At 73.6% G+C, this 22,677-nt stretch carries 20 protein-coding genes; 18 read left to right on the forward strand and 2 right to left on the reverse strand.

Annotation, left to right across the window (positions count from 1 at the left end):
* The first annotated feature begins 132 nt into the window (after positions 1-132).
* The 7 genes from Aiant_RS42640 (at position 133) to Aiant_RS42670 (ending at position 8,696) form a co-directional block, all read left to right on the forward strand.
* On the forward strand, positions 133-1,008 hold the full coding sequence (locus Aiant_RS42640; RefSeq protein WP_189330313.1) for an ester cyclase family protein: 876 nt from the start codon (positions 133-135) through the stop codon (positions 1,006-1,008).
* 92 nt (positions 1,009-1,100) lie between these two features.
* Positions 1,101-2,054: a GNAT family N-acetyltransferase gene (locus tag Aiant_RS42645; protein ID WP_189330314.1), complete on the forward strand. Its 954-nt coding sequence runs from the start codon at positions 1,101-1,103 to the stop codon at positions 2,052-2,054.
* A 41-nt stretch (positions 2,055-2,095) separates the two neighbouring features.
* Positions 2,096-3,052, forward strand: coding sequence for an ester cyclase family protein (locus Aiant_RS42650; RefSeq protein ID WP_189330315.1), 957 nt, complete (start codon positions 2,096-2,098; stop codon positions 3,050-3,052).
* A 134-nt stretch (positions 3,053-3,186) separates the two neighbouring features.
* Entirely contained in the window at positions 3,187-4,701 is a 1,515-nt protein-coding gene (locus Aiant_RS42655) for an FAD-dependent monooxygenase (RefSeq protein ID WP_189330316.1), read from the forward strand.
* 70 nt (positions 4,702-4,771) lie between these two features.
* Positions 4,772-5,959, forward strand: a complete 1,188-nt coding sequence (locus Aiant_RS42660; protein ID WP_189330317.1) for a cytochrome P450 family protein — start codon at positions 4,772-4,774, stop codon at positions 5,957-5,959.
* Between the two features lie 126 nt (positions 5,960-6,085).
* Positions 6,086-7,066, forward strand: a complete 981-nt coding sequence (locus tag Aiant_RS42665; protein ID WP_189330318.1) for a quinone oxidoreductase family protein — start codon at positions 6,086-6,088, stop codon at positions 7,064-7,066.
* 151 nt (positions 7,067-7,217) lie between these two features.
* A complete protein-coding gene (locus Aiant_RS42670; protein WP_189330319.1) occupies positions 7,218-8,696 on the forward strand; it encodes an MDR family MFS transporter in 1,479 nt (492 codons plus the stop codon).
* Positions 8,697-8,755: 59 nt separating this feature from the next.
* Here Aiant_RS42670 and Aiant_RS42675 read toward each other — a convergent pair whose 3' ends face one another.
* Positions 8,756-10,327: an FAD-dependent monooxygenase gene (locus Aiant_RS42675; protein WP_189330320.1), complete on the reverse strand. Its 1,572-nt coding sequence runs from the start codon at positions 10,325-10,327 to the stop codon at positions 8,756-8,758.
* 134 nt (positions 10,328-10,461) lie between these two features.
* Here Aiant_RS42675 and Aiant_RS42680 point away from each other — a divergent pair, with 134 nt between their 5' ends.
* Positions 10,462-11,268, forward strand: coding sequence for an SAM-dependent methyltransferase (locus tag Aiant_RS42680; RefSeq protein WP_189330321.1), 807 nt, complete (start codon positions 10,462-10,464; stop codon positions 11,266-11,268).
* Here the strand turns inward: Aiant_RS42680 and Aiant_RS42685 are convergent.
* Positions 11,265-11,732: a MarR family winged helix-turn-helix transcriptional regulator gene (locus tag Aiant_RS42685; protein WP_212846811.1), complete on the reverse strand. Its 468-nt coding sequence runs from the start codon at positions 11,730-11,732 to the stop codon at positions 11,265-11,267. The genes Aiant_RS42680 and Aiant_RS42685 overlap by 4 nt on opposite strands.
* 201 nt (positions 11,733-11,933) lie before the next feature.
* Here Aiant_RS42685 and Aiant_RS42690 point away from each other — a divergent pair, with 201 nt between their 5' ends.
* The 10 genes from Aiant_RS42690 (at position 11,934) to asnB (ending at position 22,489) form a co-directional block, all read left to right on the forward strand.
* On the forward strand, positions 11,934-12,347 hold the full coding sequence (locus Aiant_RS42690; protein WP_189330323.1) for a hypothetical protein: 414 nt from the start codon (positions 11,934-11,936) through the stop codon (positions 12,345-12,347).
* Positions 12,347-13,774, forward strand: coding sequence for an FAD-binding oxidoreductase (locus Aiant_RS42695; protein WP_189330324.1), 1,428 nt, complete (start codon positions 12,347-12,349; stop codon positions 13,772-13,774). The genes Aiant_RS42690 and Aiant_RS42695 overlap by 1 nt, the downstream gene beginning before the upstream one ends.
* Complete coding sequence (locus tag Aiant_RS42700) at positions 13,771-13,965, forward strand: hypothetical protein (protein ID WP_189330325.1); 195 nt, start codon at positions 13,771-13,773, stop codon at positions 13,963-13,965. The genes Aiant_RS42695 and Aiant_RS42700 overlap by 4 nt, the downstream gene beginning before the upstream one ends.
* A complete protein-coding gene (locus Aiant_RS42705; protein ID WP_189330326.1) occupies positions 13,962-15,341 on the forward strand; it encodes a peptide MFS transporter in 1,380 nt (459 codons plus the stop codon). Before Aiant_RS42700 ends, Aiant_RS42705 begins: the two co-directional genes overlap by 4 nt.
* Positions 15,338-16,960 carry an FAD-dependent monooxygenase gene (locus Aiant_RS42710; RefSeq protein WP_189330327.1) on the forward strand — a complete coding sequence of 541 codons (1,623 nt, stop codon included), beginning with the start codon at positions 15,338-15,340 and terminating at the stop codon, positions 16,958-16,960. Before Aiant_RS42705 ends, Aiant_RS42710 begins: the two co-directional genes overlap by 4 nt.
* Positions 16,957-18,006, forward strand: a complete 1,050-nt coding sequence (locus Aiant_RS42715) for a methyltransferase (protein WP_189330328.1) — start codon at positions 16,957-16,959, stop codon at positions 18,004-18,006. Before Aiant_RS42710 ends, Aiant_RS42715 begins: the two co-directional genes overlap by 4 nt.
* Positions 17,999-19,567, forward strand: a complete 1,569-nt coding sequence (locus tag Aiant_RS42720) for an FAD-dependent monooxygenase (protein ID WP_189330329.1) — start codon at positions 17,999-18,001, stop codon at positions 19,565-19,567. The genes Aiant_RS42715 and Aiant_RS42720 overlap by 8 nt, the downstream gene beginning before the upstream one ends.
* Positions 19,568-19,710: 143 nt before the next feature.
* Positions 19,711-20,172, forward strand: a complete 462-nt coding sequence (locus tag Aiant_RS42725) for an anthrone oxygenase family protein (RefSeq protein WP_189330330.1) — start codon at positions 19,711-19,713, stop codon at positions 20,170-20,172.
* Positions 20,169-20,648, forward strand: a complete 480-nt coding sequence (locus Aiant_RS42730; protein ID WP_189330331.1) for a hypothetical protein — start codon at positions 20,169-20,171, stop codon at positions 20,646-20,648. The genes Aiant_RS42725 and Aiant_RS42730 overlap by 4 nt, the downstream gene beginning before the upstream one ends.
* A complete protein-coding gene (gene asnB / locus Aiant_RS42735; protein ID WP_189330332.1) occupies positions 20,645-22,489 on the forward strand; it encodes an asparagine synthase (glutamine-hydrolyzing) in 1,845 nt (614 codons plus the stop codon). Before Aiant_RS42730 ends, asnB begins: the two co-directional genes overlap by 4 nt.
* The last annotated feature ends 188 nt before the right edge of the window (positions 22,490-22,677 follow it).

The following is a 22,677-nucleotide window of genomic DNA, read 5'->3' on the forward strand; positions in this document are numbered from 1 at the left end:
GAAGGGTGAAGCGGCTCGCGCCGGCGGAGATCAGTGCGCTCGGCCCCCGGAGCGGCCCGCGCCGAGACTCGGGGTGAGGTGGCTCCACCGTCGCTGAAGGCTTTTTCCAGCGGGGGATGAGATGACTTCGCCATGTCTATCTCCCCCTGCGAGCTTGTCGTACGCCGGCTGCTGGCCGAGGTGCACAACGGTCACCGGCTGGAGCGCCTGCGAGCCCACTACGCGCCGGACCATCGGGACCACGATCCGCGGGTGGCGCCCGGATCCGGGGTCGCCGGCCTGGAGGCGTTCTGGGCCGAGCTGCTGGACGCCGTGCCGGACCTGCGCGTCGAGCCGGGCGTGGCGCTGGCCGACGGCGATCGGATCATGCTGTTCCTGCTCTGGCGGGGCACGTTCCGGCCGGGCACCGCGGCGGAACGTGACTTCGAGCTGCACACCAGCGAGATCTTCGAGGTCGCCGGCAGCCGGATCACCGAGCACTGGGCGGTGGCCGACTACTCGATCCTGCGGCCGCTCGGGTTCGCGCCCCGGCAGCGCACCGACCTGCGCCGGCCCGACCTGATCGGCGTGCACACGGCGGCCGAGCGGGCCAACGCCGAGGCGGTGCTCGGGTCGTACCGCGAGGTGCTGACCGAGCATCGGCTGGACCGTGCCGAGGTCTACTACGAGCGTGACTACCTGCACCACAACCGGCAGATGCCGGCCGTGCCGAACGGGGTGGAGGCGTTCCGCGCGTACTTCGCCGGGAACTTCGCGGCGTACCCGGATCTGACCGCGACCGTGGACCACCTGGTCGCCGGCGGTGATCGGGTGATGGTCTTCGCGACCTGGCGCGGGCGGTTCACCGGGCACTCGCGCGGCCGCAAGCCGACCGGCCGGGCGCTGATCCTGCGCACCTCCGACCTGTTCCGGCTGGTGGACAACCGGGTGGCCGAGCACTGGGAGGTCGTCGACTACAGCGGCCTGGAGGACGTCGGCGTGCCGGTGCGTCAGCCGGTCGCGCGGTGACCGCCCGGCCGGCCGCGGGAGCGCTGGAGGAGTCCTCGAGGACCGCTGAAGAGACGGTGCCCGCGGCAGCGCCCTGTGCCTCAATGGCAGCCATGCAGATTCGCAGTCTGGACGGCGACGACGAGGCCACGGTCGATCTTCTGCTCCCCGGATTCCGCGCCACCATGGCCGCGGAGTCGCCTTCGGACCCACCGGCACCGGCGCCGCTGCTGGCCCGGCTGCTGCAACGCCGGTGGGGTACCGAGCGTCTGGTGCTGGCGGCGTTCGACGGCGGCCGGCCGGTGGGGTTCGCCAAGCTCGGCACGGACGTGCGCACCGATCCGACGCGGGCGCACGGCTCGCTCTGGGTCTTCCCGGAGCACCGCCGCCGGGGCGCCGGACGCGCCCTGCTGGCCGCGGCCCGCGACGAGTTGCGGCGCACCTCGCACGAGACGCTGCTGATCGACGCTCCGGAGTCGGCGGGCGCGACGGCGTTCAGCGCGGCGCTCGGCGGCCGCCGGCACGCGGCGAACCTGCGGCACCGGCTCGACCTGCGTGGCTGGGCCCGGCGCCGGGCCCGCGCGGGGGCGGACGACCGGCCCGGGATCCGCCTGGTGCGCTGGACCGACCACTGCCCCGACGACCTGGTGGAGTCGTACGCCCGCGCCTGGAGCCGGCTCGACGCCACGGTCAACGGGCAGGCGACGTCGCGCGGGGGAGGGGTCGACGGCGTCCGGCTGCGCGAGGCCGAGACGGCGCGCAGCGCGAACCGTCAGGCGGCCGTCGCGGCGGTCCGGGACGGTGAGGTGCTGGGGTACAGCACGCTGTTCGTCCGTGACAGCCCGATGGCCGACACCGGCGAGACCATGGTGCTGCCCGAGTGCCGGCGCCAGGGACTCGGGCTGCTGCTCAAGTCGGAGCTGATCGGCTGGACGGTCGCCGACCACCCGCACCTGACCGTGCTCCAGGCGTGGAACGACGAGCGCAACGCCGCCGTCGTCGCGCTCAACCGCCGGGTCGGCTTCACCGTCGACCGGCGATGGCTGACCCACCGGTTCGACGTCTGAGCCGGTAACGGAGACACCCACTCATCACGGAGGGACAGTTCATGCTGCTCAAAAACCGGCTCACGCGTACCTTAGGGTCGTTGATCCTGGCGGCCGCGGTGATCGCGGCCCCGAGCCCGGCAGCGGCCCAGCCGGCTGCCGCGAGTGTCGAGCGTGCCCTGGACGGCCTGGTCGCCGACGTCTGGAACCAGCACCGGATCAACCGGGTGACCAGCTACTTCGCCAGCGACTACGTCGAGCACGACACGCGGATCGCGCCGGGGCTGCCGGGCCTGCGCGCCTACCTGAACGACCTGTTCACCGGCTTCCCGGACCTGACCGCGACGGCGCTGGTGTCGCAGGTCGACAACGACCGGGCGATGGTGTTCGTGAGCTGGCACGGCCACCAGACCGGGACGTTCGCCGGTCAGCCGGCCAGCGGCAAGGAGTTGACGCTGGTCACCAGCGAGCTGTTCCGGTTCCGCGGGCAGAAGGTCGTCGAGCACTGGGACACCGTGGACTACTCGGTGCTCAAGGCGTTCGGGGTGACGCCGCAGCTGGAGACCCAGCCGCGCAACCCGGAGCTGTCCGGCTGTCACACCGACACGGAGAAGGCCAACGCCGCGAAGATCGTCGAGGCCGCCGACGTGGTGATGACCCAGCACCGGCTGGACCTCGCCGACCGCTACTACGAGGTGGACTACCAGCACCACAACTTCCAGCGACCGGCGGTGGCCGGCGGGCTGGAAGCCTTCCGCCAGTTCTTCGCGAGCAATTTCACGACCTTCCCCGATCTTTCGGTACGCATTGATCACGTGCTCGCCCAGGGCGACCGGGTCGCCGTCTCCGCCACCTGGAGCGGTCACTTCACCGGAGACTTCCACGGCGTCCCGCCGACCGGCCAGCTGCTGGTCATGCACACCTCGGACCAGTACCGCTTCGGCGCCGACGGCAAGGTCGCCGAGCACTGGGAGGTCGTCGACTACTCCAGCTTCGCGGCCGCCGGCATCCCGATCTGACGCTCGCCGGTGACGGCGCCCGAGCCGGCGGTCCCGGTTCGGGCGCCGGGCACGTTGCCTACGTCCGGCAATCATATGTATGGTCACATGTACTTGCATGAAAACACGCAATAAGCTTTCGAGAGGGCACAGTGATGACCCAGAACAACCGGACGGACGTCGTCATCGTCGGTGGCGGGCCGGTCGGCATGCTGCTCGCCGCCGAGCTGCGACTCGCCGGCACCAGCGTCGTACTGCTCGAGCAGCTGCCGGAGCGATCACCACACTCGAAGGCGTTCGGGCTGCACGCCCGGTCCCTGGAGTCGCTCGACCGGCGCGGCCTGGTCGAGCGCTTCCGTGACGGCGCGCGCTCGTGGAACAACGGGCACTTCGCCGGCCTGGACGTGTGGGTGGACTTCAGCCTGCTCGACAGCAGCCACGGCTACGCGCTGCTCAGCGAGCAGGCCCGCACCGAGGAGCTGCTGGAGGCGCACGCGAAAGAGTCGGGGGCGGACATCCGCCGCCGGCACACGGTCACCGCGATCGACCAGGACGCCGACGGTGTCACCGTCGCGGCCACCGGCCCGGACGGGGCGTACGAGCTGCGCGCCGAGTACGTGGTCGGCTGCGACGGGGCGCGCAGCATCGTGCGCAAGGCGGCCGGCATCGGCTTCCCGGGCAGCGGCGGCCGGGTGACCGCCCGGCTCGGCGACGTCGTGCTCGCCGACCGCGACAACGCGCCGATGGGCATGGAGCGCACCGAGCGCGGCCTGCTCTTCTGCGTCCCGCTCGACGACCGGTACCACCGGGTCGCCACGTTCGACTTCGGCCCGGACAAGAAGAACCCCGAGGAGAGCCTGACCCTCGAGGAGCTGACCGCCAGCATGCGCGAGATCTGGGGCACCGACCACGGCGCGCACGACGCCCGCTGGCTGTCCTGGTTCACCGACTCGGCCCGCCAGGCCGACCGGTACCGCGCCGGCCGGATCCTGCTGGCCGGCGACGCCGCGCACATCCACTTCCCGGTCGGCGGCCAGGGCCTCAACCTCGGCCTCCAGGACGCGCTCAACCTCGGCTGGAAGCTGGCCGCGCAGATCCACGGCTGGGCGCCGCCCGGGCTGCTCGACACGTACGACGCCGAGCGGCAGCCGCCGGCGCGCCGGGTGCTGGAGAACACCCGGGCCCAGATCGCCCTGATGAACCCGGATCCGGACGTCACGCCGCTGCGCGAGCTGCTCGAGTCGCTGATGCGCATCGACGCGGCCAACCGGCACATCGCCGAGATGCTCTCCGGCGTCAACGTCCACTACGACCTGTCGGCCGGCGCCGAGGTGCACCCGCTGGTCGGCAAGTTCGCGTCGGACCTGCCGCTGGAGACCGCGGACGGCACGACCCGGCTGGCCGAGCTGCTGCGCGGCGGCAAGGCCGTGCTGCTCGACCTGACCGGCGGCACCGAGGTCGCCGCCGTCCAGCGGGAGTGGGCGGCGAGCGTCGCCGACGCCACCCGGGTCACCTCGGTCGCCGCGGCCGGCACGGACGCCTCCGAGCTCGCCGCGCTCCTGGTCCGCCCGGACGGCTACGTCGCCTGGGCCGCCGACCGCGACACCGCGCCGGATCGGGTCCGCGACGGGCTCGGCACGGCGCTGCGCACCTGGTTCGGCAAGAGCTGACCACCGTCACCCCGGCCGCGGCGCGCGTCGCGGCCGGGCGCCACCTCCGGAACCACCTGGAAGGATGCAGATGACCGACGACGTGGCCGAGGTGGCGTTCCCGTTCACCCGGCACTCCCCGATCGAGCCGCCGGCCGATTACCAGCGACTGCGCGAAGCCCGGGTGGTCCAGGTCCGGATGTCCACCGGAGCGCCGGCCTACCTGGTCGGGCGCTACGAGGACGTCCGGATGGTGCTCACCGATCCGCGGTTCAGCAGCGACCTGCACCGGCCGGGCGTGCCGCAGCCCTCGCCGTTCCCGCCGGACGACAGCATGCACCACACCGACGCGCCGGCACACACCCGGCTGCGCAAGCTGGTCTCGGCGGCGTTCACCCCGCGCCGGGTCGAGCAGATGCGGCCCCGGATCCAGCAACTGGCCGACGAGCTGATCGACCGGATGATCCAGGGCGGCGGGCCGGCCGACCTCAACGCCGCGCTGGCGCACCCGCTGCCGATCACGGTGATCTGCGAGCTGCTCGGCGTGCCGCTGGCCGACCGGGACGCCTTCGTCGGCTGGGCCGGCACCCTGGTGGCGCTGGCCGACGTGCCGGTCGACACCATCGTGGCGGCCTACATGTCGCTGCGCGGTTACCTCACCGACCTGACCAAGGCGAAGCGCGCCGACCCCGGCGACGACCTGCTCAGCGCCCTGGTGCAGGTGCACGACGGCGGGGACCGGCTCAGCGAGTCGGAACTGGTCTCGATGGCGACGCTGCTGCTCATCGCCGGATACGAGACGACGATCCACCAGATCGGCAGCTGTGTGGTGATGCTGCTGGAGCATCCCGGGCAGCTGGCCGCGCTGCGGGGCGACGAGCGGCTGATCGGGCCGGCCATGGAGGAGCTGATGCGCTTCCAGGGGCCGGGCGACGGCGCCGCCTACCGGGTGACGCTCGAAGAGGTGCGGATCGGGGACACGGTGATCCCGGCCAACAGCGGGGTGCTCGCCGCGATCGGGGCGGCCAACCGGGACGAGCGGGAGTTCACCGACCCGGAGACGCTCGACATCCGGCGCCGCAACCTCGCGCATCTGACGCTGGGGCAGGGGATGCACTACTGCCTCGGCGCGGCGCTCGGGCGGCTGGAGCTGGAGATCGCGGTGGGCACGCTGCTGCGCCGGCTGCCCGGGCTGCGGCTCGCCGTGCCCGCCACGGAGCTGGTCTGGCTGCCGAATCGGCTGCTCAGCGGCTATGCCGAGATTCCGGTCAGCTGGTAGGCGTACGCTAATTAGGTGTTGTCATGCATTTGTGTGATAGCATGCATGTATCTGAACCGGGGCGTCCCCGGCGGGGTCCACGAGGCTGCTCGGGACTCGATCTCTCTCCCATCTGGAGACCATCTGATGCGAATCGTTCGTCACTACGAACACGGCGACCCCTCCGTGCTGCGCGTGGAGGAGACGGCGAAGCCGGCTCCCGGCCCGCGTGACGTGCTCATCCGGGTCGAGGCCGTCGGCGTGAACTTCGCCGAGGTGCAGCGCCGGCAGGGCCTGCCGATCGGCGGCCCGGCCGAGCTGCCCGGCGCGCCCGGCGGCGACGTCGCCGGCACCGTCGAGGCCATCGGCGACTCCGTCGCCGGCGTGCAGCCCGGCGACCGCGTCGTCGCCGGTGTCTGGCACGGCGCCTACGCCGACTACGTCACCGCGGACGCCGGCTCGCTGCTGGCCATCCCGGACGGCGTCGACGCCGGCCAGGCCACCGCGCTGCTCAGCCCGGCGCAGACCGCGTACCACGCGATCACCGCGGCCGGCCGGCTGAAGGCCGGCGAGACCATCCTGATCGACGCCGCCGCCGGCGGTGTCGGCCACCTGGCCGTGCAGATCGCCAAGGCGCTCGGCGCCGGCAAGGTGATCGCCACCGCGAGCAGCCCGGCGAAACTCGAGTTCGCCCGCTCGCTCGGCGCCGACGTCGCCATCGACTACACCCAGGACGGCTGGGCCGAGGAGGTGCTCGCCGCCACCGACGGCAAGGGCGCCGACGTGATCCTGGAGACCGTCGGCGGCGACATCCTGCGCCAGAGCATCCCGCTGATCGCCCAGTTCGGCCGACTGGTCTTCTACGGCTCGGCCGCCGGGTTCGACATCCCGCCGGTCAGCGTCGTCGACCTGATCGACATGAAGACCGTGATCGGGTTCAGCCTGTACGCGATCATGTTCACCCAGCCGGAGGTCATCCAGGCCGGCGAGCGCGACCTGGTGAACATGCTGGCCACCGGCAAGCTCAAGCCGATCGTGCACACCACGCTCCCGCTCGACGAGGCGGCCAAGGCGCACGAGCTGATGGAGGCTCGCGCCCAGCTCGGCAAGGTCGTCCTCGTCCCGTAACACCCCGACGCGCGGGGTGCGAGTCCCCCGTCTCGCGCCCCGCGCCCCATCTTCGCTTCTCACGAAGGAAACAGTTGTGACCTCCACCGCTGCCCAGAGACCGGGCACGCCGGCGGCGCCACGATCACCTCGACCACGGCAGGGCCTGGTCATGTTCGCGCTCATGCTCGCCGTCTTTCTCGGCATGCTCGACGCGCAGATCGTCGCGACCGCTCTGCCCCGCATCGTCAGTGACCTCGGCGGACTCTCCGAGTTCGCCTGGGTGACCACCGCCTACATCATCGCCAGCAGCGTCAGCACGCCGGTGTACGGCAAGCTCGGCGACCTGCTCGGCCGCAAGAACGTCTTCCTCACCGCGATCCTGTTCTTCCTGGCCGGCTCCGCCGCGTCCGGGCTGGCCCAGAGCATCGGCCAGCTCATCCTGTTCCGGGTCGTGCAGGGCATCGGCGCCGGCGGGCTGCTCGTGTCGGTGCTCGCCATCATCGGGGAGATGTTCAGCCCCCGTGAGGGCGCCAAGTACTACGGCTACTTCTCGATCGTCTTCGCGGCCAGCGCGCTGGCCGGCCCGGCGGTCGGCGGCGCGCTCACCGACCTGCTCAGCTGGCGCTGGGTCTTCTTCGTCAACGTGCCGCTCGCGCTGCTCACCCTGCTCGCGGTCGGGCTGTTCCTGCACCTGCCCGGCCAGCCGCGGCGGCCGCAGATCGATTACGCCGGCATCGTGCTGCTGACCGGCGCCATCGTCTGCCTCACCCTGGTCACCAGCTGGGGCGGGGTCCGCTACGACTGGACCTCCGGCGTCATCGTCGGGCTCGGCGTGGCCACGGTGGTCCTCACCGCCCTGTTCATCCTGGTCGAGCGCCGGGTGGCGGAGCCGGTGATCCCGCTGCGGCTGTTCAAGAACTCGACGCTGACCCTGGCCGTGCTGATCGGCGCGCTGGCCGGCGCGGTCTTCCTCGGCTCGGTCAACTTCCTGGCGCTGTTCGTCCAGGTGGTCACCGGCGCCACCCCGACACAGTCCGGGCTGATCCTGCTGCCGATGATGCTCGGGCTGATCGCCTCGTCGATGCTCAGCACCAAGCACATCGCCCGCACCGGGCGCTACAAGTGGTACCCGGTGGCCAGCATGGCCCTCGGCCTGGTCGCCGCCGGGCTGCTGTCGACCATGGACGCCGACACGCCGCGCGCGGTCGCGATCGGTTACATGGTCGTGCTGGGCATCGCGGCCGGGCTCAACATCCAGGTGCTCGCCATGGCCGCGCAGAACGCGGCGCCGCGCGAGGACATGGGCGCCGTCTCGGCCACCGTGCCGTTCTTCCGGACCATCGGCACCTCGATCGGGATCTCGGTGTTCGCGGCGATCTTCTACGGCCGGCTGGCGTCGTCGCTGGCCGAGCACGTGCCGGCGGAGGCGCGCGGGCACCTGTCGGTGGACGCGACCTCGTCGCAGGAGGTGCTCAAACACCTTCCGGAGGCGGTGCGGCACGGGATCGCGCAGGCGTACGCCGACGCGCTGACCCCGGTCTTCCTCGCCACGCTGCCGATGCTCGCCGTCGGGCTGGTGCTCGCGCTGCTGCTCAAAGACGTGCGGCTGCGCCAGCACCACCACGGCGGCGACTCCACCACGGAGTAGGCCCCGCGCCACCCGCCCGCTGGTGGTCCTCCCCGGAACCGGTGAGGACCACCAGCGTTTCATGCTGTCGCGGGGTGCCCGAGCAGCCGGCCGAGCACCGCGCGCAGCGTCGCGGCCGGATCCTCGGCGAGCTCGGTGGCGCGCCAGGCCACGAAGCCGTCCGGGCGGATCAGGACCGCGCCGGTGTCGCCGACGCCGTACCGGGCGGGGAACTGCCCGTCGTCGGCCAGGTCGGACCCGACCAGGTAGCGGGCCAGCGGGACGTCGGCCGGGGCGTCCAGCCAGGCCTGACCACCCGGCGCGGCCACCAGGAGGAAGTCGCGGTCGGCCAGGTCGGCGAGGGAGACCTCGCGGTCGCCGAGGCGCAACGGCAGGTACGCCGCCCGGGTGCCGGGCCGGCCCGACGCCTGCCGCGGATCCTCCACGACGGCCGGGTCGTCGTCCTCGGTGAGCACGGCGGCCGACCGGTAGCGGTGCCCGAACAGGACGGTCGCCTCCGGATGGTGCCGGGCCGCCACCTCCGGGTCGAGCCCGCTGCGCTGGAGATAGCGGATCACGCCCTGCTCGACGGTGAACCCGGCGATCGGCAGCCGCTCCCGCTCGTAGCTGTCCAGCAGGCCCGGGGCGGCGGCGCCGCGCAGCACCAGGGCCAGCTTCCAGGCCAGGTTGTGGGCGTCCTGGATGCCCAGGTTGCCGCCGAAACCGCCGGTCGGCGGCATCACGTGCGCCGAGTCGCCGACCAGGAACACCCGGCGCTCCCGGAACCGGTCGGCGACCCGGGCGGCGATCTCCCAGCTGGAGGCGTCGGTGACGGTCACCGGCAGGTCCGGCACGCCGACCGCGGCCCGCACCAGCGCGACGCACCGCTCGGGCGGGTACTCCTGGTGCCCGTCCTCGGGGCGCAGGCTCGGCGCCAGGCACCACAGCTCGGTGCCGGCCGCGCCGAGCTGGCCGAGCACACCGTGCACCTCGGGGTTGCTGACGAAGCACAGGAAGAACTTGCGGCCCGCCACGTACTGGTCCAGATCGGCCCGGAACAGGATGATCATCTGCCGGCCGAAGGTGCCCCGGCCGGTGGTGCCGATGCCCAGCCCGGACCGGATCGGGCTGCGGTGTCCGTCGGCGGCGATCAGATACCCGGCCCGGACGGTGCGTTCGGCGCCGTCGGCCCCGCGCACGACCGCGCTCACCCCGTCCGCGTCCTGGGTGTAGCGGACCAGCTCGGTGCCGAAGCGGATGTCGGCGCCGAGCCGCTCGGCCTCCGCCCGCAGGATCGGCTCCAGCCGGTCCTGCCCGATCAGCGTCCACCCGGTACGGCTCACCCCGTGGGTGTCGTGCCGGAACGGCCCGTCGAAGCGGCCGAGCTCGTCGCCGGCCAGCGACCGCACCTGGAGGATGTCGCCGTACTGGGCGTTCGGGGTCTCGGCCGCGCGCACCCGGTCGCCCAGCCCGATGGCGTCGAGCAGCTCCATCGTGCGCGGGCTGGCCGCCTGCGCACGGGGGTGCGCGGAGATCTCCGGGTGGCGTTCGACGAGCAGCGGCCGGACGCCGTGCCGGGCCAGGAACAGCGCGGACGCCAGGCCGGCCAGGCTGCCGCCGACGATCAGCACGGGTGTCTCGTCATCAGTCACGGATGCTCCTTCGGGTCGGGAATCCCGCACAGCAAACCGGGTCCGGCTGGAGGTTCCGTCGAGGATCGAGCGACATTCCAGGCCCGCCCGGCAGCGTGGTGCCGTCGCACCGTCAATCAGAGATGAGGAACGCCGTGACCCGTCCCAGCTGGGCGCCCCCGGAGATCGACATCGACCGGCCGAGCATCGCCCGGGTCTACGACTACTGGATCGGCGGCACCCACAACTTCCCGGTCGACCGGGAGGTCGGCCGCACCGTGGAGCAGGCCAATCCGCTGCTGCCCAAGACGTTCCGGGCCAACCGCGCCTTCCTGCGGCGCGCCGTGCGGGAGTTGTCGGCGCTCGGCGTCCGGCAGTTCCTCGACGTGGGCTCCGGCATCCCGACCGAGGGCAACGTGCACGAGATCGCGCTGGCCGGCGACCCGGACAGCCGGGTCGTGTACGTCGACATCGACCCGGTCGCGGTCGCGCACGCCGGGGCGATCCTGGCCGGCGAGCCGCGTGCGGTGGCCATCCAGGGCGACCTGTTCAAGTGGGCCGACATCCTGGATGCGCCGGAGACCCGCGGGCTGCTCGACTTCGACCAGCCGATCGCGGTGATCCTGGCCGCGATCATCCACTTCGTGCCGCCGGAGGCGGACCCGGTCGCGCTGGTCGACAAGTACGTCGAGCCGCTCGCCCCGGGCAGCTACCTGGTCGTCACGCACGCCGGCGCGGAGACCGTGCCGGACGCCACGCCCGGCTTCGCGGCCCGGTACCAGGGCGCCGTGAACGAGGTGATCTGGCGCGACCGGGCCGAGCTGACCACCCTGTTCCACGGGCTGGACCTGCTCGAGCCCGGGGTGGTGCCGGTGCCGCTGTGGCGTCCCGAGCCCGGCGGCGACCCGGACAACCTGGGCGCGGACGCCCCGATGCTGGCCGGTGTGGCCCGCAAGCCTTAGTCGTCGGCGCCGGGCTTCTGGTCCGGCAGCGCCGCCAGCGCGTCGACGTACTTGATCAGCAGGCGGGCGAACTCCAGGCGCTCGTGCTCCGGCCAGTCGCGGGTGATGTGCTCGTAGGCCTCGCGCTGGTGCTGGCGGAAGTCCGCCAGCATCGCGCTGCCCGCCTCGGTCAGCTCCACCACGGTGCGCCGCCCGTCGCGCTGCGAGGCGACCCGGCGCAGGTATCCGGCCGAGATGGCGTCGGAGACCATGCGGCTCGCGGCCGACGGATCGACCGCGAGCCGCTCGGCGATGTCGCCGACCGTGATGTCGTGGTCGGCCCGCTCGGCGGCGTCGTACGCGATCTGCAGGACGCGGGTCCGGGTCAGGTCCCGGCGCGAGATCGGCTTCTGCGCGTTGAGGGCGACCGACCTGCCCAACCGGGAGAAGGCCGGGCCCACCGCGTCCATCAAGTCTTCGCCCATGTCCACCGTTCGTCGATCGGTTATGCGTGAGGTCATACATATGACTTCACTTCGCGCAGATGCTACCCCGCCCCGGCCGGCCCTGACATCGTCCCGCACCGCACATCACGGCTACAGCGTCGCTCGACCGGCGTTCGAAGGCGGGCCCCGACAGTGATGGCCGGCGCGGGAACGGCCCGCCCCCGGACAGAGGAGAGCGCCTTGAGCGACGCCGTCACCACCACCCTGCCCGCCGGCCACCGCGCGTCGGTGGCGCGCCGGCTGGTCGGCTCCTGGACCACCGTGCTGGACAACGACGGCACGCCGGTCATCGGGCTGTCGGCCTTCACCGCGGACGGGGGAGTCATCCTCACCCAGCTGAACGCGAAGAACATCGGGCTCGGCAACTGGGCCGCGACCGGCGCCGACACCTTCGTCTACAACGCGCACATCCTGGCCGCCGACGAGAACGGCGGCTTCAAGGGGACCGCGCACATCACTGTCAACGGCACGCTGACCGCGGACGACAGCTGGACCGGCGACGGCGGCGCGACCTTCCACGACGCCGACGGCAAGCCGCTGCGCAGCCACGGCGGGTCGGCCGTCACCGCCACCAAGTACGGCGTCGGCCAGTAATGCCGTCCGTCGCATCCTCGGTGGCGTGGACCGCGCTGACCGACCGGCTCGCCGGTGACCTGGTCCGCCCCGGCGACGACCGCTATCCGCAGGCTCGCGAGCTGCAACAGGTGGAGTACGACGCGGTCGAGCCGCTCGCCGTCGCCTACTGCGCCACGGCCGCCGACGTGCAGGCGGCCGTCCGGTTCGCCGCCGAGCAGGACGTCCCGGTCCGGGTGCGCAGCGGCGGGCACAGTCACAACGGCTGGTCCACCGGCGAGGCGCTGATCATCGACGTGTCCCGGATCGATCACGTCCGGCTCACCGGCTCGACCGTGCACCTCGGGCCGGGGCTGCGCTCGGTCGACGCGCTCGACCGGCTCGGCCCGCTCGGCCGGCAGATCGTCACCGGCACCTTCCCGACCGTCGCGGCCGGCGGCTTCCTGGCCGGCGGCGGCCTCGGCTGGCAGACCCGCCGGTTCGGGGTGGGCAGCGACCGGCTGGTCTCGGCCGACGTGGTGCTCGCCGACGGCCGGCTGGTGCACTGCGACGCCGAGCGGGAGCCCGACCTGTTCTGGGCGCTGCGCGGCGGTGGCGGAGGCACCTTCGGCGTGGTGGTCGACTACGAGGTGCGGGCGATCGCGGCGCCGCACCTGGTCCGTTACGACACCACCTGGCCGCTGGACCGGGCGCCGCAGATCCTCGCCGCCTGGCAGGACTGGTGCGTGGCGGCGCCGGACACGCTCGGCTCGTCGCTGGTCGTGCTGCCGTCGTTCGGCCCGGGCAAACCGGCGTCGATCCGGATCTGGGGCGTCTCGCTGGGCGGCGCGGAGCGGCTCGGCGCCGAGCTGGCGCACCTGGCCGACGGGGCCGGGACCGCGCCCGCCGAGGCCCGGGTGACCGGGCCGGAGCCGTATGCCGAGGCGATGCACCGCAGCCTGTGCGGCGAGCTGTCGCCGGCCGAGTGCCAGCGCGCCGGGACGAACCCGCGGGCGCGGGGGCACCGGCACCCGTACACGCTGCGCACGTACCGGCTCACCGACCGGGCCATGACGGGCGCGGAGGCGTCGGCCGCGATCGAGGCCTGGGACCCGTCGCTCGACCAGGAGCGGTACCTGCTGCTGATCGCGGTCGGCGGGCGGGCCAACGACCTCGATCCGGGCGCCACGGCGTACGTCCACCGCACCGCCCGTTTCCTGGCCGGCTTCCAGTACGCCCTGCGCGCCCCGCGCCCCGAGGCGATGCCGGACGCCTGGGCGTGGACCGACCGCACCGCCGCCACCCTGGACCCGGTCGCCTGCGGCTCCTACGTGAACTTCCCCAGCAGCCGCACCGAGCCGGACTGGCCGTCCCGCTTCTTCGGCGCCAACCTGCCCCGGCTGCGGGCGGTCAAGCGCGCCGTCGACCCGGGCAACTTCTTCCGGCACGACCAGAGCCTCGAGCCGTGAGCTGGCCGCGGTGGTGTCGCACCGGCGCCGCGCTGCTCTGGGAGGGCCTGATCGCGGTCGGCGCGGCGCACTTCGGCGCGGTGGCCCCGCCGCCGACCGGGCTGCGCGCGGAGCGGCTGCTCTGGGGCCAGCTCGGCGAGGTCGAGCGGCTGCTGCCGCTGCTCGCCGAGGCCGGCCGGGAGCCGGGGTGAGCGGGCGCCTCGGACCGCTGTTCGTGCTGGACATGTGCGAGCGGTTCAGCTTCTTCGGCCTGGCCGCGACCCTGGTGCTGTACCTGGTCGCGGGCGACGGCCCGGGGCTGCCGGCGACGCAGGCGGCGGCGGTGTTCGGCGCGTACGTGTCGGTGTCGTTCCTGAGTGGGGGACCGGGTGGCTGGGTTGCCGACCGGCTGCTCGGTCCTCGCGCCGCGGCGCTGACCGGCGGGACGCTGATCGCCTGCGGTCACCTGCTGCTCGCCGCCACGGCGTTGTACGCCGGCCTGCTCTGCCTCGCGGCCGGCACCGGCCTGCTCAAGCCGGCCACCGCCGCGCTGGTCGCCGAGCTGCCGTCCGGGCGCACCCGGACCGCCTCCCTGTATTCGGTCTTCTACGTCAGCATCCAGTTCAGTGCGATCGCCGGACCGCTGGTGGCCGGGCTGGCCGCCGACCGGGCGGGGTGGACGGTCGCGTTCGCGGCGCCGGCCGTGGTGATGGTGGCCGGCCTGATCATCTTTGCCACCGGGGCGGTCCCGGCGCACGGCCCGCAGCGTCCCTTGGCGCCGGAGGAGGTGCGCCGGCTCGGATGGCGGGTGGCCGCCGGGATCGGGCTGCTGGCGGTGCTGCTGGCCGTCGCCCCGATGCTGATCGTGCTGGGCCTGATCACCGTCGCGGCGCCCTTCGTCGACCTGGGACTGCTGCGCCGGGCGGTCGCCGCCGACCCGGCCGCGCGGCGCCGCCTGACGTCACTGGCCTGGCTGCTCGGGGCCTCGTCGGCCTACTGGGCGATCTTCGCGCAGGGCTCGTCGGCGCTCGCGCTGTTCGCCCGCGACCACACCGACCGGGTCGCCGCCGGGTTCACCGTGCCGGCCGCCTGGCTCCAGGCGCTGCACCCGGCGCTGGTGCTGGTGCTCGCGCCGCTGTACGCCGCGATGCGCCGGCGCCGGGACATCCCGCGCCGCCCGGCCCGGTCGTTCGCGGCCGCGCTCGCCGCGGCCGGCGCCAGCTTCGTGCTGCTCGCCGTCGCCCAGGTGCAGGCCGCCGCCGGTCCGGTCCCCGCCTGGTGGCTGGGCGGCGTCTACCTGCTCCAGGCGGCCGGTGAGCTGGTCGTCGGGCCGCTCGGCCTGGCGCTGACCGCCCGGCTCGCGCCGCCCGGACTGACCGCCCGCTACCTCGGCCTGTACGGGCTTTTCGCGGCGCTGGGCGCGCTGGCCGGCAACCGGCTCTACCTGCTCACCAGCGTGGTGGCACCGGAGACCTACTTCGCCGGCTGCGGCCTGGCGGTCGCGGCGGTGGGCGCCGCGCTGCTGGTGCCCGGCGCGGACCGGCGGGCCCCAGTGACGGCTTTACCGGAGAGAGTGAGGAACGGATGAGGGAGTCGTACACGCCGGTGCTGATCGCCGGCGGCAGCCTCGTCGGACTGTCGAGCGCGGTGTTCCTGGCCCGGCAGGGCGTGTCGTGCATGCTGGTCGAGCGGCATCCGGGCACGTCGGTGCACCCGCGTGCGGTCGGCTACTACCCGCGCACGATGGAGCTGCTGCGGCAGGCCGGGCTGGAGGAACGGGCGCTCAAGGCGGCCGCCGGCTTCGCGTCGCACCGCACCCGGGCCGGGGTCGAGTCGCTGGCCGGGGCCACCCGGTTCAGCCGGACCGAGATGGACGAGGACGACCTCGGCGCGGTCACCCCCTGCCGGTTGCTGCTGCTGACCCAGGACCGGCTGGAGCCGCTGCTGCGGGAGGAGGCCGAGCACCTCGGCGCGGATCTGCGGTTCGCCACCACGCTCACGTCGTTCACCCAGGACCGGACCGGGGTGGACGCCGAGCTGTTCGACGAGCAGACCGGGCGGACCTGGCGGATGCGCTCGGACTACCTGATCGGGGCGGACGGGCCGCGCAGCCGGGTGCGGGAGGCACTGGGCATATCGCGTACCGGAAAGGGTGTCCTGTCGCGGCATGTCAGCATCGCCTTCCACGCGGACCTGGCGGCGGTCCTGGACGGACGGCGGTTCAGCGTCGTGCACGTGGAGAACGACCAGGTCCGCGGCATCCTGGTGCACGACGACACGCTGCGCGAGGGCACGCTGATCGTCGGGTACGACCCGGAGCGCGGCGAGTCCCTGGACGACTTCACCGACCAGCGGTGCGAGCGGCTGGTCCGGGCCGCGATCGGCGTCGCGGACATCGACGTGCGGATCAGGTCGCGGTTCCCGTGGGACATGGCCGAGTCGACCGCGACCCGCTACGTCGACGCTCGGGTGCTGCTCGCCGGCGACGCCGCGCACGTCATCCCGCCGACCGGCGGTTACGGCGCCAACACCGGCATCGCCGACGCGCACAACCTGGCCTGGAAACTCGCGGCCGTGCTGGCCGGGACGGCCGGGCCGGAGCTGCTGGACACCTACGACAGCGAGCGGCGCCCGGTCGGCGCGTTCGCCGCGGCCCAGGGCGCCCTGCAACTCGCGGTCCGCTCCGGCACGGCCACCGCCGAGCAGCGCGCGGCGGCCTTCGACGCGCAGGTGGTGACCATGGGGTACGCCTACCCGGCCCCGGGCGACCCCGTCCCGTTCGCGCTCGATCCGGCCGAGCGGACCGCCGAACCGGGCACCCGGGCGCCGCACGTGTGGCTGCCCGGCGACGGCGGCCAGACCTCCACCCTGGACCTGGTCGGGACCGGCTTCACCCTGCTGACCGCGGGCGACGGCGAGCGGTGGACGACCGCCGCCCGCGCCGCGGCCGCGGTCACCGGCGTGCCGGTCGAGGCACACGCCATCGACCCCGGCACCCCCGGCTTCACCGGCCGATACGGCCTGGACCCGGGCGGCGCGGCACTGATCCGCCCGGACGGCTTCGTGGCCCGGCGCTTCCCGGCCGGTTCTGGCGACCCGGCCCGGGAGCTGACCGCCGCGATCCGCAACGTCCTGTTCCCCGATTCCCCACCGGCACGCGAGCGCGTGCCGGACCGAGCACCCGCATCCCGGGAGGAGACGGCGTGACCACAACAGACGCGACCGCACCCACAGTCGGGGTGGACCCCGGTCCACTGATCCGGCTCACCATCGCCGACTGCGGCGCCAAGGTCCTGCACAGCGCCGTGCAGCTGGACGTGTTCACCGCGCTGGCGGACGGCCCGCTGGACGCCGCGGAGCTGGCCGCGGCCGCGGGGCTGCACCCGCGGCTGGCCGCCGACTTCCTCGACGCGCTCGCCGGGCTGGGGCTGCTGACCCGCCAGGACGGCCGGTACCGCAACACGCCGCTGGCCGAGGTGTACCTGGTGCAGGGCCGGGACACCTACCTGGGCGGCTTCATCGACCTGACGAACGAGACGCTGTACGGCACCTGGGGCCGGCTCACCGAGGCGCTGCGCACCGGTGAGCCGCAGCACCTCGACCCGGACAAGGGCGGATTCGTCGGCGACCGGCACGCCGACCCGGAGAAGATGAAACGGTTCCTCAAGGGACTGGACGCGTTCAGCGACCGGATGGGCGGGGAGCTGGCCGAGGCCGTCGACTGGCACGGCTACCGGTCCTTCGTCGACCTGGGCGGCGCCCGCGGCAACCTGGCGGCCGTGCTGGTGAACCGGCACCCGCACCTGGAGGCGACCTGCTACGACCTGCCCCGCACCGGGCCGATCTTCGACGAGCACGTCGGGCGGCTCGGGCAGACCGGCCGGATCCGGTTCGTCGGCGGGGACTTCTTCGCCGACCCCATCCCGTCGGCCGATGTGATCGTTCTCGGCCACATCCTGCACGGCTTCGACGCCGACAAGTCGCGGGAGCTGCTGCGCCGGGTGTACGACGCGGTCCGCCCCGGCGGCGCCGTGCTGATCTACGACCGGATGATCGACGACGACCGGAGCAACGCCGACCGGCTGCTCAGCAGCCTGCACATGCGCCTGGTCAGCCGGGACGGCGGCGAGTACCGGATCGCCGACTGCCGGGACTGGGTCCGCGCGGCCGGCTTCACCGACGGCGGCGCCCGCCCGCTGCTGGGCACACACACCCTGGTCGCCGGACACCGCCCCGGGAGCCGTCATGAGTGACCGTCACCGTCCGGTGCTGATCGTCGGCGGCGGCCTCACCGGGCTGTCCACCGCCGTGTTCCTGGCCTGGCACGGGGTCGAGGCCACCCTGGTCGAACGGCACCCGGGCACCTCCGAGCACCCCAAGGCGCGGGCCATCAACCCGCGCACCATGGAGGTCTTCGGCGCGGTCGGGATGGCCGAGGCCGTCCGGGCCGGCCGGTCACCGATCTCCGGCAACACCGATCTGGTGCACGTGGAGACCCTGGCCGGGCACGAGCGGGTGCGGATGCCGAGCGCCACGCCGGAGGCGATCGACCGGATCAGCCCGGCCGGCTGGACGCTGATCGACCAGAACCAGCTGGAGCCGATCCTGCGCCGGCGCGCCGAGCAGGTGGGCGCCGACGTCCGGTTCGGCACCGAGCTGACCGCGCTCACCCAGACCGCCGACGGCGTACGGGCCACGCTGCGGGAACGCTCGTCCGGCCGGGACTACGAGCTCACCGCCGACCACCTGGTCGCCGCCGACGGCAGCCGCAGCCCGCTGCGGGCGCTGCTCGGCATCGGGCACCACGGCCCCGGCGTGATCACCGAGCTGGTCAGTTTCTTCTTCGACGCCGACCTGACCGAGGCGCTGCGCGGGCGGCGGATCATCGCGGCCTACGTCAACAACGCCGAGGTGCGCGGCACGATCATCCCGCTGGACAACGACCGGCGCTGGGTGATGAACGTGTCGTACTTCCCGGACCGCGGGCAGCGCGCCGAGGACTTCGACGACGAGCGCTGCACGGCGATCGTGCGCGCCGCGGTCGGCGTGCCGGACCTGCCGGTCACGATCGCCGGCGGCAGCCGGCCGGGCTGGGACATCTCGGCCCGGGTGGCCGACCGGATGTCCGCCGGGCGGGTGCTCGTGGCCGGGGACGCGGCCCACGTGATGCCGCCGACCGGGGCGTTCGGGGCCAGCACCGGCATCCAGGACGCGTACAACCTGGCCTGGAAGCTGGCGCTGGTGCACCGCGGCGTGGCCGGACCGGCCCTGTTGGACAGCTACGACCAGGAGCGGCGGCCGGTGGCCGAGCGGACCGTCGAGCAGGCCATGCTGCGGTTCGCGATCCGCGAGGGCAAGAAGTACGAGGACGTGGCCGACCGGATGGTCAGCGAGGAGACCATGACGTTCGGCTACTGCTACCCGCGCGGCGCGTTCGTGCCCGAGCCCGGCACGGACGGCGCGCTGGAGGATCCGGACGCGCCCGGCGGGCGTCCCGGCGCCCGCGCCCCGCACGTCGCCCTCGGCGACACGTCCACGATCGACCTGTTCGGCCGCGGGTTCGTGGTGCTGGCGAGCGGCGCCGATCCGGACTGGGCGGCGGCCGCGGCCGGCGCCGGGTCGAAGTTCGGGGTGCCGGTCGAGGCGCACGTGATCGATCCCGGCGTGCCCGGGTTCGCCGACCGGTACGGCCTGCGCCCCGGCGGCGCGTCGCTGATCCGCCCGGACGGCTTCGTGGCGTGGCGCACGGCCCGCCGGCCGGCCGACCCGACCGGCGCGCTGACCGAGGCGCTGCGGACGGTCCTCGCCGTCTGAGCGCCGCGACCCGCAACGGCCCCTCCCGCCCGGGAGGGGTCGTTGATCGTTTCCAGCCTCGCTCCAGCCGAGCCCGAGCGCCGCTTGCCAGGGTGAGGTCCAGCGCCCGGCCGCCCGGCCGGGGCGGAGCGGAGGAGGCGCGTATGAGCTTGGTGGACCGGACCCTCACGATGACCGTGCTGACCGGTTCCGGGCTGCTGGCCGGGGTGTTGTTCGCGGTGGCGCTGAGCGTCGTCCCGGCGCTCGCCGCGATGACCCCGGACCGGTACGTGGCGACCCATCAGCTGCTCGGCCGCCGCTACGACCGGGTCATGCCGTTCATCAACCTGGCCTCGTTCGCCTCCGCGGTGACCCTGGCGGCGCGCAGCGACAACGCCGCCCGGACCGCGCTGCTGACCGGCGTCGCGATCGCCCTGGCCGGCGTCGCCCTGGTCTCCCAGCTGGGCAACGTGCCGATCAACCGGCGGGTCAAGCGCACCGACCCGGCGCGGGTGGACGACTCCTGGCCGGATCCGCGGCGGCGCTGGCGCGGCTGGAACCTGCTGCGGACCACGTTCGCGGTCACCGCCTGCGTGCTGGCGGCCGCCGCCGTGGTGCAGCCGTGACCGCCCCGGCGATCGTGCGCAACGTCCCGGCGCCGCACCAGCAGGACGCGGTGATCCGGGACCGGCTGGCCGGGCCGGCGCCCGGGCCGATGGGGGAGCGGCTGGTGCTGCTGCACTTCCGCGGCCGGCGTACCGGCCGGGACCTGGAGGTGATCGCCGGGCTGCACCGGATCGACGACCGGCTCTACATCGCCACCGGCAGCCGGTGGCGGCACAACTTCGCCGGCGGGACGCCCGCGGCCATGACCTGGCGCGGCCGGCGCCGGCCGGTCGAGCTGCGGCTGGTCGAGTCGGACGACACCACGACGGCCGGGTACGCCCGGCTGATCAGCGCATACGGCCGGACCGACGCGGAACGCCGGCTCGGCATCATCATCAACGTGGAGCGCGCCCCGACCGGCGAGGAGGTCCGTGACGCGGTCCGCCGCTGCGGCCTGTCGCTGGTCGAGGTGCTCCTGGAGGAGGAATCGGCATGAGCGGACTGGCAGCGTGGGTGGACTTCGGCCGGCAGGACGTGGTGCACCCGGCGACGGTGCGGGAGATGGCCCGGCGGCTGCGCCATCGCGGCCCGGACGGCGAGGGGGAGTGGTCGGCGCCGCACGTCGCGTTCGCCGTTCAGCGCCTGGCCGCGGTGGACCCGGCCGGCAGCGCGCAGCCGGCGGTGGCGCCGGACCGGGCCGTCCTGATGCTCGACGGCATGATCTACAACCACGAGGAGCTGCGCCGCGACCTGCACGGGCGCGGCCACTGGTACCGCGGCGGCGGTGACGCGGAGGTGGCCCTGGCCGCCTATGTGGAGTGGGGCGCCGACTTCGCGTCCCGGCTGGAGGGCATGTTCGCGATCGTCGTCTGGGACCCGCGCCGGGAGGAGTTGCTGCTGGTCCGCGACCGGCTGGGCGTCAAGCCGCTCTGCTACACCCGCCGTGACGCGGGACTGATCGTCGGCTCCGAGCCGAAGGCGCTGTTCGCGCACCCGGCGGTCGACCCGGTGGTCGACGCCGACGGGCTGCGGGAGCTGTTCGCGCACGGCAAGCTGCCCGGCACGACCGTCTTTCAAGACATCTTCGAGGTACGCCCGGGGCACTGCGTCCGGTTCGGCAGCCGTGGCCTCACCCAGCAGCGCTACTGGAACCTGGAGGCCGCCGAGCACCACGACGACCTGCCGGCCACCGTCGGCACCGTGCGGCGGCTGCTGAGCGACGCGGTCGCCACCCACCGGCGTGGTGACGTGCCGGTCGACGCCATGCTCTCCGGCGGCATCGACTCCAGCGCGCTGACCGCCCTGGCCGCCCGCCACGACGCCGGGCTGCGGTCGTACTCGGTGAACTTCGCCGGGTACACCGAGAACTTCGAGCCGCACCCGACGATGCGGGCCACGCCGGACGCGCCGTACGCCGCGATGGTGGCCGAGCACGTCGGCACCCGGCACACCGAGATCCTGGTGCACCTGGCCGAGCTGACCGACCCCGGGCTGCACCGGGCCGCGATGGCCGCGCAGGACGCGCCGTCGCCGCTGGGTGACATGGACGCCTCGCTGCTGCTGTTCTTCCGGCGGCTGGGCGAGCAGGGCCGCCGGGCGGTGCTCTCCGGGGAGACCGCCGACGAGGTGTTCGACGGCTACTTCTGGGCGTACGACCCGCAGCACAGCAACTCGGCGACGTTCCCGTGGGTGTCGTTCGAGCGCGGGCACGACGCGGCCGTCGGGGGGCTCGGCTGCTCGCTCATCGACCTGTCGCTGCGCAAGGAGCTCGACTTCCTCGGGTACGCCGACGGGCACTACCGGGACGCGCTGGCCGAGGTGTCGCACCTGCCGGGCGCCACGCCGCGGGAGCGCCGGGCCCGGGAGGTGACCTATCTGGCGCTGACCCGCTGGGCGCCGACGCATCTGGACCGGGCCGACCGGCTGAGCATGGCCGCCGGCGTGCAGCTGCGGCCGCCGTTCTGCGACCGCCGCCTGATCGAGTACGTGTACAACGTGCCGGCCGCGCTCAAGCGGGCCGGCGGCCGGGAGAAGGGCCTGCTGCGCGAGGCGGTGGGCGATCTGCTGCCGGCCCCGGTGCTGGAGCGGCGCAAGAGCGCCTATCCGACAATCCAGGAGTCCGCGTACGGCGCCGCGGTGCGCAGCCGGTTCGCCGAGCTGGCGAACGACCGCAACGCGGCGGTCGCCCCGCTGCTCGACCCGGCGGCCACCACGGCCGCGCTGGCTGCGGTGACGGCCCCGGAGGGCGCGTTCGCCTGGGTGGAGCGGGCCAGCATGGAGATGGTCCTGCAACTGGACGCCTGGCTCACCGACTACGCGGTGACGTTGCGGGTGTGACCGGCTCACGGATTGTGACGCCGGAAGGAGCCCGGCAACGATTCACATGAGTGTTGTCATGCATATGAAATTGGCAACTCAATGTTGTTGCCGAGCGGTCTCGAGGGGCCGGCGCCGTCGCGCCGGCCCCTCGCCCCGTCCCCGGGCCGGTCCGCTTTGCGCTGCTGGCGGCTGTTGCTGATAGCCCG

It is taken from the genome of Actinoplanes ianthinogenes (genome assembly GCF_018324205.1).
GTDB lineage: Bacteria > Actinomycetota > Actinomycetes > Mycobacteriales > Micromonosporaceae > Actinoplanes > Actinoplanes ianthinogenes.

Bases quoted from the DNA above. Each gene is read 5' to 3' on its own strand.
- Aiant_RS42695 (WP_189330324.1), top strand. From the start codon at position 12,347: ATGCCGTCCGTCGCATCCTCGGTGGCGTGGACCGCGCTGACCGACCGG.
- Aiant_RS42645 (WP_189330314.1), top strand. From the start codon at position 1,101: ATGCAGATTCGCAGTCTGGACGGCGACGACGAGGCCACGGTCGATCTT.
- Aiant_RS42650 (WP_189330315.1), top strand. From the start codon at position 2,096: ATGCTGCTCAAAAACCGGCTCACGCGTACCTTAGGGTCGTTGATCCTG.
- Aiant_RS42720 (WP_189330329.1), top strand. From the start codon at position 17,999: ATGAGTGACCGTCACCGTCCGGTGCTGATCGTCGGCGGCGGCCTCACC.
- Aiant_RS42710 (WP_189330327.1), top strand. From the start codon at position 15,338: ATGAGGGAGTCGTACACGCCGGTGCTGATCGCCGGCGGCAGCCTCGTC.
- Aiant_RS42670 (WP_189330319.1), top strand. From the start codon at position 7,218: ATGTTCGCGCTCATGCTCGCCGTCTTTCTCGGCATGCTCGACGCGCAG.
- Aiant_RS42660 (WP_189330317.1), top strand. From the start codon at position 4,772: ATGACCGACGACGTGGCCGAGGTGGCGTTCCCGTTCACCCGGCACTCC.
- asnB (WP_189330332.1), top strand. From the start codon at position 20,645: ATGAGCGGACTGGCAGCGTGGGTGGACTTCGGCCGGCAGGACGTGGTG.
- Aiant_RS42725 (WP_189330330.1), top strand. From the start codon at position 19,711: ATGAGCTTGGTGGACCGGACCCTCACGATGACCGTGCTGACCGGTTCC.
- Aiant_RS42640 (WP_189330313.1), top strand. From the start codon at position 133: ATGTCTATCTCCCCCTGCGAGCTTGTCGTACGCCGGCTGCTGGCCGAG.
- Aiant_RS42655 (WP_189330316.1), top strand. From the start codon at position 3,187: ATGACCCAGAACAACCGGACGGACGTCGTCATCGTCGGTGGCGGGCCG.
- Aiant_RS42665 (WP_189330318.1), top strand. From the start codon at position 6,086: ATGCGAATCGTTCGTCACTACGAACACGGCGACCCCTCCGTGCTGCGC.
- Aiant_RS42685 (WP_212846811.1), bottom strand. From the start codon at position 11,732: ATGGGCGAAGACTTGATGGACGCGGTGGGCCCGGCCTTCTCCCGGTTG.